Origin of the sequence: Hyalangium sp., from assembly GCF_035629615.1 — a bacterium.
Taxonomy (GTDB): Bacteria; Myxococcota; Myxococcia; order Myxococcales; family Myxococcaceae; genus Hyalangium.
Map to the genome: position 1 here is coordinate 1 of NZ_DASPHO010000298.1, position 7,383 is coordinate 7,383.

General features: G+C 67.6%; 5 protein-coding genes and 1 pseudogene. 4 read left to right on the forward strand and 2 right to left on the reverse strand.

Annotation, left to right across the window (positions count from 1 at the left end):
- The 3 genes from lnt to VD972_RS15130 all read left to right on the forward strand — a co-directional run.
- Positions 1–1,256, forward strand: a 1,256-nt coding sequence (gene lnt, locus VD972_RS15120; protein ID WP_324987299.1) for an apolipoprotein N-acyltransferase, incomplete at its 5' end; no start/stop codon positions are given.
- A gap of 325 nt (positions 1,257–1,581) precedes the next feature.
- Complete coding sequence (locus tag VD972_RS15125; protein WP_324987302.1) at positions 1,582–3,051, forward strand: protein kinase domain-containing protein; 1,470 nt, start codon at positions 1,582–1,584, stop codon at positions 3,049–3,051.
- 186 nt (positions 3,052–3,237) lie between these two features.
- A complete protein-coding gene (locus tag VD972_RS15130) occupies positions 3,238–4,113 on the forward strand; it encodes an alpha/beta fold hydrolase (protein ID WP_324987305.1) in 876 nt (291 codons plus the stop codon).
- A 489-nt stretch (positions 4,114–4,602) separates the two neighbouring features.
- Here VD972_RS15130 and VD972_RS15135 read toward each other — a convergent pair whose 3' ends face one another.
- Both VD972_RS15135 and VD972_RS15140 read right to left on the reverse strand, forming a co-directional pair.
- Complete coding sequence (locus VD972_RS15135) at positions 4,603–6,261, reverse strand: acyl-CoA dehydrogenase family protein (RefSeq protein ID WP_324987308.1); 1,659 nt, start codon at positions 6,259–6,261, stop codon at positions 4,603–4,605.
- 132 nt (positions 6,262–6,393) lie between these two features.
- Positions 6,394–7,038 (reverse strand): glutathione S-transferase N-terminal domain-containing protein, encoded by a 645-nt coding sequence (locus VD972_RS15140; protein WP_324987311.1) that lies wholly within the window; start codon positions 7,036–7,038, stop codon positions 6,394–6,396.
- A 154-nt stretch (positions 7,039–7,192) separates the two neighbouring features.
- Between VD972_RS15140 and VD972_RS15145 the strand changes: the two are divergent.
- Positions 7,193–7,383: pseudogene (locus VD972_RS15145) on the forward strand (ATPase); the annotation flags it as partial.

Genomic DNA, 7,383 nt, shown 5'->3' on the forward strand with positions numbered 1-7,383 from the left:
GGGCGCTGGTGTACGTGGGCACGGAGTGGGCGTGGCCGAAGCTGTTCGCGGACACGCTGGGCCAGGGGCTCTACAGCTCCGTGTGGCAGCGACAGGGCGCGGACATCGCAGGGGCTCACGGCCTCACGGTGCTCCTCTTCCTGGGCAGCGAGTGCCTGCTGGCGGCGGTGAGGATGTTCGCGGCGCAGGGCTGGAAGTGGCCTGGAGTGAGGACGCTGCGGACGCCTGTGGGGGTGCTGGTGGCGCTCGTGGCCGGGCTCACCGGGTACGGGGCCTTCCGGTATCAGCAGGTGAGTGCACTGACGCAGTCGGGGCCGGGGCTCACCGTGGGCGTGGTGCAGGCGAACATCACGGACTACGCGCGGCTGAGAGAGGAGCTGGGGACGTACGACGCGGTGCGGATGATCCTGGACACGCACTACGAGCTGTCCCGCGAGCTGATGAAGGAGCCGAAGCCGGATCTGATCGTCTGGCCGGAGACGGTGTACCCGACGACGTTCGGCTCACCGAAGAGCCAGGAGGGGGAGGAGTTCGATCAGGAGCTCGCGCAGTTCGTCGGCGAGAACCAGATGCCGATCATCTTCGGCTCGTATGATCTGGAGCAGGATCGCGAGTTCAACGCGGCGATGTTCCTGGGGCCGGTGGGTGATGCGGAGGAGAAGCGGCTGGAGCTGGGGGTGTACCGCAAGACGCTGCTGTTCCCGCTGACGGAGTGGGTCCCGGAGTCTCTGGACACGCCCTTCGTGCGCGGGCTGCTGCCGTGGCTGGGGACGTGGAAGCGCGGGCCTGGGCCGGTGTCGTTGGACTTCCCGCTGCGAGGGGGGAGGGTTCTGAAAGTGGCTCCACTCATCTGCTACGAGGCCATCTTCCCGGGCTATGTGGCCGAGGCGGTGCGCAAGGGCGCGGAGCTGATCGTGACGATCTCGAACGACTCATGGTTCGGGAGGTCGGCGGGGCCCAGGCTGCACCTGACGCTGGCGGCATTCCGGAGCATCGAGATGCGGCTGCCGCAGGTACGGGCAACGAACTCGGGCATCTCGGCCTTCATCAGCCCGACGGGAGAGATCGTTCGGGAGGTGCAGACAGGCCAGCGAGCAGGGGTAGTGATGACGGTCCCGCCGACGGAGCGTGTCAGTACGTTGATGGTGGCATGGGGGGACTGGTTCGGCCCCACAGCGCTGGTGGCGGGCCTGGTGCTGCTGGTGGCTCAGGCGCTGCTCTCGCGGCGGAGGCAACCGGCGCCAACTTCGGCGTAGCTGGAGTGGCCTCCACTTGATCGTGTTCTCCTATGACCCGCTTCATCCGCGAGGTGGATCTGCTCTCTCTGCGGCTTGCGCTGGTTGCCGCCAGTCTGGCCTAGGTGCCAGGGGCGAACCCCCATGCGGCCGGTGGACGGAGATGCGAGCCGGGGCTCTGTCGGGAGAGCTGGGCGCGAACCTGTATGACAGGTAGACAGGTTTGGGGAGGCCGCCGCAGCCTCGGTCTCACAACCTACCTGTAAGAGCGGCATGACGGGTGCCTACTCATTGGGTAGGATGCGCAGGGGCGGAGTCGTCCGCCTCAGCACGCCGAGGCATGCCGATGACGGATCTCTCCACCGCCGACTCGCTCAGACCCGGGTTCTTGGTAGGGCCCTGGCGCATCGAGGCCTATGCCGGCCATGGCACCTATGGGGCGGTGTACCGCGCCCGCCGGGCGGGACACCCCGGCTCCATGCCCGTAGCGCTCAAGATGGCCGTCTTTCCCTACGATCCGCGCTTTGTGCGCGAGGAGAAGTTGCTCTCTCGCCTCCATCACCCGTCGCTGCCGCAGCTGCTGGACCGGGGCTGGTGGCATGCGGGGCCCGAGGCCATGCACCCATATCTGGTCATGGAGTGGGTGCGAGGCAAGCCGCTGTATGACTGGGCACGGGAGCACAATCCCACCACGCGCCAGGTGTTGAAGGGGGTGGCGCAGATCGCGTGGGCCTTGGAGGTGGTGCACCGCGCCGATTGCCTGCATCGGGATGTGAAGGGGGACAATATTCTCGTGGAGCCTGAGGGGCGGGCGGTGCTCACGGACTTCGGCTCGGGCACCTGGAGAGGAGCGCCTCCCCTCACTGATCGCGTCATGCCGCCGAACACGCGACCCTACCGCAGCCCCGAGGCGCTGCGCTTCGAGTGGGGAAACTGGCGCAAGAAGGAGGCTCGTTACGAGGCCCGCCCGGCGGACGATCTCTACGCGCTGGGAGTGACGTTGTACCGGCTGGTGACCGGAGAGTATCCACCGCCTGGGACGGATCCCGAGAAGCGCCAGGAGCGGCTTCAGTCGCCTGTGCCCAAGCGGGTGCCCGCGCAGGAACTCAATGGGCGAGTACTGCCGGAGCTCGCGGCCCTCATCGAGCGATTGTTGGCGGAGCAGCCTGAGGCCCGAGGGGTGGGGCGCGAGATAGCAGAGGCGGCGGAGTCCGCGGCGGAGCATCTGGGGGCCGAGGCGGATGTTCGGCTCCTGGGTTCGGAGCGCCCTGCGGCCGTAGCCATGCCAGGCCGGGTTGTTTCGATGGGTGACCCGGAGCCCCCCGTTGCGGAGGCCGTAGCCGTGCCAGTCCGCACACGCGCTGAAGACCCGTCCCCGCCCTGGGCATTGCGGTCTATGCTCGTGGCCGCCAAGTGGGGCCTGGCGGTGGTGGGTACCTGGGGGATGGCTCACGTGTCCCACGGAGGAGGGCCCGAGAGGACGCAGGCTGAAGCCTCGGATGCGGGAGTGGCGCTGGACGGTGGAACGAGAGGGCTCGGCGACGGCGTGCGCACTGCGCTTGCGGCCTCTGAAGAGGGGGCACCCGTGGCGTCGGAAGGCCAGGTCATTGCGAAGGAACTTCCTGACAAGCCGCTCCCTGGCCAGCGGCGTCCTCCCTGCCGGGGGAGCGGGCTGTTCGAGATCAACGGGGGGTGTTGGCGCCGGTTTCAAGACGCCTCTCCTCCCTGTGAAGAAGAGGATTACGAGTGGAGGGGGGCGTGCTACTCGCCCTTCATGGTGCGGGCACAACCGCGTACCTCGAAGAAGCAGCGGTAGTTCGAACTGGGGCCCTGTCGGAGAGCCGAGCGCGAACCTGTATGACAGGTAGACAGCTTCGGGGAGACCGCGTCCGGCGGCGGCTCTGGCGTTTGCCGCAGCATCTGCGAGTCTGTATCTGTCGAGAAGGATGCCGAGTGTCCTGGCGTCGGCTCGGATGGAAGCGCTGGCCCTCTTGGAGGTCGCATGGCCACTCCGTACACCCGCCAGAGCACGCTGCATCGTGGCTGCTCGCTGAGCTGGTTCGTTGAAGGGGACGGGCCGCCGGTGGTGATGGTCCACGGCGTCGGCATCGGCGCGGCGGGGTGGCGCCCCCAGGTCGAGGCGCTGTCGGCGCATTTCCGCTGCCTGGGCCTCGACAACCGCGGGTTCGGGGAGAGCCAGCCTCTGGGTAGGACACTGACCGTCGAGGTCATGGCGGAGGACGTGCTCGCGCTGATGGACGTCCAGGGCTGGCAGAGCGCGCACGTGGTGGGGCACTCGCTGGGGGGACTCGTGGCGCTGTACGTCGCGCAGAAGGCCCGAGCCCGCGTGCGGAGCCTGGGGCTGCTGTGCACCTTCCCGTCGGGGGCAATCCCCACGCGGCTGACGCCCTGGGTGATCATGGCGGGGCTTCGGACTCGGCTCGGCACGCGCCGCATGCGGCGCCGGGCGTTCCTCGAGATAGTGCTGCCTCCCGATGAGCTGGCCCGCGCCGATCCGGACGCATGGGCTGAGCGGCTGGCGGAGCTGTTCAGCCACGATCTCGCGGATCAGCCGCCGGTGGCGATGCGACAGGTGGGGGCGATGCGGCGCGCGGACGCCACGCCGTTCCTCCGCGAGTTCGCGAGCATCCCGACCCTGGTCGTGAGCGCCACGTACGATCGCGTCGCGCCTCCCGTCGGGGGGCGTGAGCTGGCTGCGGGCATCCCAGGTGCTCGATACGTCGAGATCCCTGACGGCTCCCACGGAGTGACCTTGCAGCAGCCAGCGCGAGTCAACGCGCTGCTGCGCGAGCATCTGAACCGCTCGGAACTGAGCTGGAGCGCGAGGGCGTCGACCGCAATCGGTACAGGCACTTGATGTCGGCCGAGGAGCCGGCGGAGCCTCAGGCGGGATAGAGCGCCGCTGTGATCTGGTCAAGTGACGTCAGGAAGCGGCGCGGCTCGAAGAGCACGTAGAGCGCCGTCTTCTGGCTCCCCGCTCATACAGGCGCTCCTCCTGAAGGGGTGCTCAAGCCATATCACGCCCTTGATGTAGGGTCCGTGTACAGGCTGGCGCGGAGTCAGCACGGAGGGACGCCATGAGAGTGAGCTTGCAGGAGGCGCTGGCGCGGGTGCCAGGCGCGAAAAGGGCAGGGGACCTTCGTGTGCGGTGACCGGAGCGACCGGTTCGGCCCAGGGGACTTCCTGTTCGTATCAGCCGGAGTGGTGCACCGCTTCGTGGACTTCACGGAGGACCTGGTTGTGTGGGTCGTGTTTTATGGGCCCGAAGGTGGCGAGCATCCCGGTTTGCGTCGAGTTCTTGGGCAGGAGGAACAGGGCTGATTCACTCTGGCATCTCTCCTCGGTCTCATGCCAACAGCCGCGAGTCGTCCAGGTCCATGTCTGTGATCAGGTCCACTCCGTGGCGTGTGAACCGCCGGGCCGCTGCCAGCACCTTCGGCCCGTGGCCGTGATCCAGGCACCACTGCGCGTGCTCCACCAGCATCGACAGTTCCAGCGTCCGTCCCAGCGTCAGTGAGAAGCGGCGCGCTCCCGCCTCCAGTCCTACCGGGTTCGCCAGCGCTCCAGCCACCCAGCTCCGAGCATGCTCCAGAGCGTCCTCCGCTGCCTTCACGCACGGCTTCAGCCCCGACTCCTTCGCTGTTGCCAGCCGTCGCTCCACGTCCGTGTGGAACACGTCCAGCGTCCCTTCCTTCGCCAGCGCTCGCAGCGCGTCCAGCGAGAGCACGTTCGTCGTGCCCTCCCAGATGCTCATCACCTGCGCGTCTGCCAGCAGCCGCGGCAGCCCCGTGTCCTCGATGTACCCCGCGCCCCCGAAGCCCTCCACCGCCTCCGACGTCGCCGCCACTGCCTGCTTGCCCGTCGTCAGCTTCGCCAGCGGCGTCACCAGGCGCTGCAGCAGCAGCTCCTCCTCGGTCGCCACCTTCGCCTCCATCTTCCCCAGCAGCTCCGCCGCTCGGAACGCCATCAGGAACGCTCCCTCGAACTCCGCCTCCATCCCCGCCAGCGTGTCCACGTGCAGCGGCTTCTCCGCCAGCTTCGCCCCGAACTGCACCCGCCGCGCCGCGTAGTCCTTCGACAAGGCCAGCGCCCGCCGCATCGCCCACGCGCACCCCATCGCGTTCCATGTCCGCGTCACATTCAGCATCCACGCCATGTTCTTGATGCCGTCCGCCAGCCCAACCACTGGCACCGCCAGCGTCCCATCCAGCGTCAGCTCCGCCGTCGGCACCTTCCGCGTCCCCAGCTTGTCCTTCAGCCGGTTGATCAGGATGCCGTTCAGCATCCCGTCCGCCTTGCGCGTCTCCACGAAGAACAGCGCCAGCCCCTTGCCCCCCGGCCCGTTCCCCTCCGGCCGGGCCAGCGTCAGCGCCATCTGCGCCGTCGTCGCCGACGTGAACCACTTCGTCCCGTATAGCCGCCAGCCCTCCGGCGATTGCCGCGCCGCCGTCTGCGTCAGCCCAACGTCCGAGCCGCCCGTCCGCTCGGTCATCCACTGGCCCGACGTCCAGAACGTCGCCGGATCCCGAGACGTCAGCCGGGGCAGAGCCCGGTCGATCAGCTCCTTGTTCCCCAACGCCAGCAGCGTCCGTGCCGCACCGTCCGTCATCGCCAGGGGGCACGAGTACACGTCCAGTGAAGGCTGCACCACGTAGTTCAACGCGAACTGGTGCACCCGGCTCAGCTCGGCGCTCTTCTGCTCGTACGCCACCGCCACCAGGCCCCGCCGCGCCGACAGCGCCTCCGCCTCCTTCCACAGCGGTGTCACCTCGATCTGATCCACCCGCCGACCCCACGCGTCCCACTGCGTCAGCACCGGCTCGTTCAGCCGATCCCGCAGCTGGAACTCGTAGAAGTACTTCCCGCTCAGCTCTCCCAGCTCCCGTAACTCTTCCGTCACGGAGCGCCGCAGCTCCTCGGGGAGCCGGCGGGCAAGGTAGCTCTGCAGGAGGGCGTCGTCGTCGTACTGGTTCCCGAGGCGGGGCGGATCCTGGAAGAAGCTCATGCCTCCAAAGGTAGCACTCCCGAAAGGGAGCGGGCGAACGGAACCGCCTGCTCCCCGGGCGCGAACGACAGCGCCTCGTTCGTCCTGTCTTCCAGCCACTTTCGATGGGAGCGGACGATGTCTTGTCGACCGTCACGTATCGAAGCGATACGGGGTCTCGCCGATGGAAGCTCGCGTTGCGAACTGCTGACAGAACTGATTCAGCTCAGAATAGGAGGCAGTCGGCAAGACGTCCCGAAACTCCAGATGAGTAACCAGGCAGAAGAGCGTGACCTCCAGATAGCTCAGGTCCCGATGCGGCGGGAGTGCGGCGAGCACGGACCTCGCGTTCTCCTCCAGCCACGACATCATGTTGACCAGCCCGGTTCGCATCTTGGTCTGGTGAGCACTCCTGTCGCGGGCGTCGGCCAGCTGAGCCATGATGAGCGTCACTTCCGTCGACATGGCCTGAAGAACGAGTTCCTGCGCATTGGCAAGCAACGGTTCGTCGAGGTCCTCAGGCCATACCACGCGGGGTCTGAGACTCGACCGCCGCCAGAGCTCGCGACAGATATTGAGAGCACCGAACCAGACACCTCGGGGCGTCTGCAAGGTCGGTATTCTGAGCGCGGGGTTGCCGCCGTAGTCTCCCGGATCGGAGGACATGAGATCGCGCACCACTCGAAAGGAGTAGTCGATGCGCATCTCCGCGGCGAATACCCGCGTGACGCGCGTAAAGTGTGAGCTCGAGCGGCCGATGATGACAGGTGGGGCGAGCTCTTCGAGCGCAGCAGGCATACTGGGTCCTCCGCTCAAGGGAGCTACACGAGGCAACTGTAAGCGGCGCCCACGCAGTGCACAATCCGGGTTACCTTCCCGCTCATGCGGGGGGGTGTACCGCCACCCCGGGAGGGAAGGGGAGAAAAACCGGAGAGTGAGGTAGGCTGGCCCCATGTCCGAGTTCAAGAGGCCAGGAACTCCCCCCGGTTTCGAGCGCCCCGAAACCAGCACGGACCTGGACCGCAACGTCACCCCGCTCGAGTCCCCCAAAGTCCCGGGTGCCCCCGTCGCCCCGCTCGCCCCGCCCCCACGTCCCAAAGGCGGCACGGGCGCTGTCGCCGCGCTGCCCCCGACTCCAACCCT

Coding starts and splice junctions, on each gene's coding strand:
- VD972_RS15125 (WP_324987302.1), top strand. CDS start 1,582: ATGACGGATCTCTCCACCGCCGACTCGCTCAGACCCGGGTTCTTGGTA.
- VD972_RS15130 (WP_324987305.1), top strand. CDS start 3,238: ATGGCCACTCCGTACACCCGCCAGAGCACGCTGCATCGTGGCTGCTCG.
- VD972_RS15135 (WP_324987308.1), bottom strand. CDS start 6,261: ATGAGCTTCTTCCAGGATCCGCCCCGCCTCGGGAACCAGTACGACGAC.
- VD972_RS15140 (WP_324987311.1), bottom strand. CDS start 7,038: ATGCCTGCTGCGCTCGAAGAGCTCGCCCCACCTGTCATCATCGGCCGC.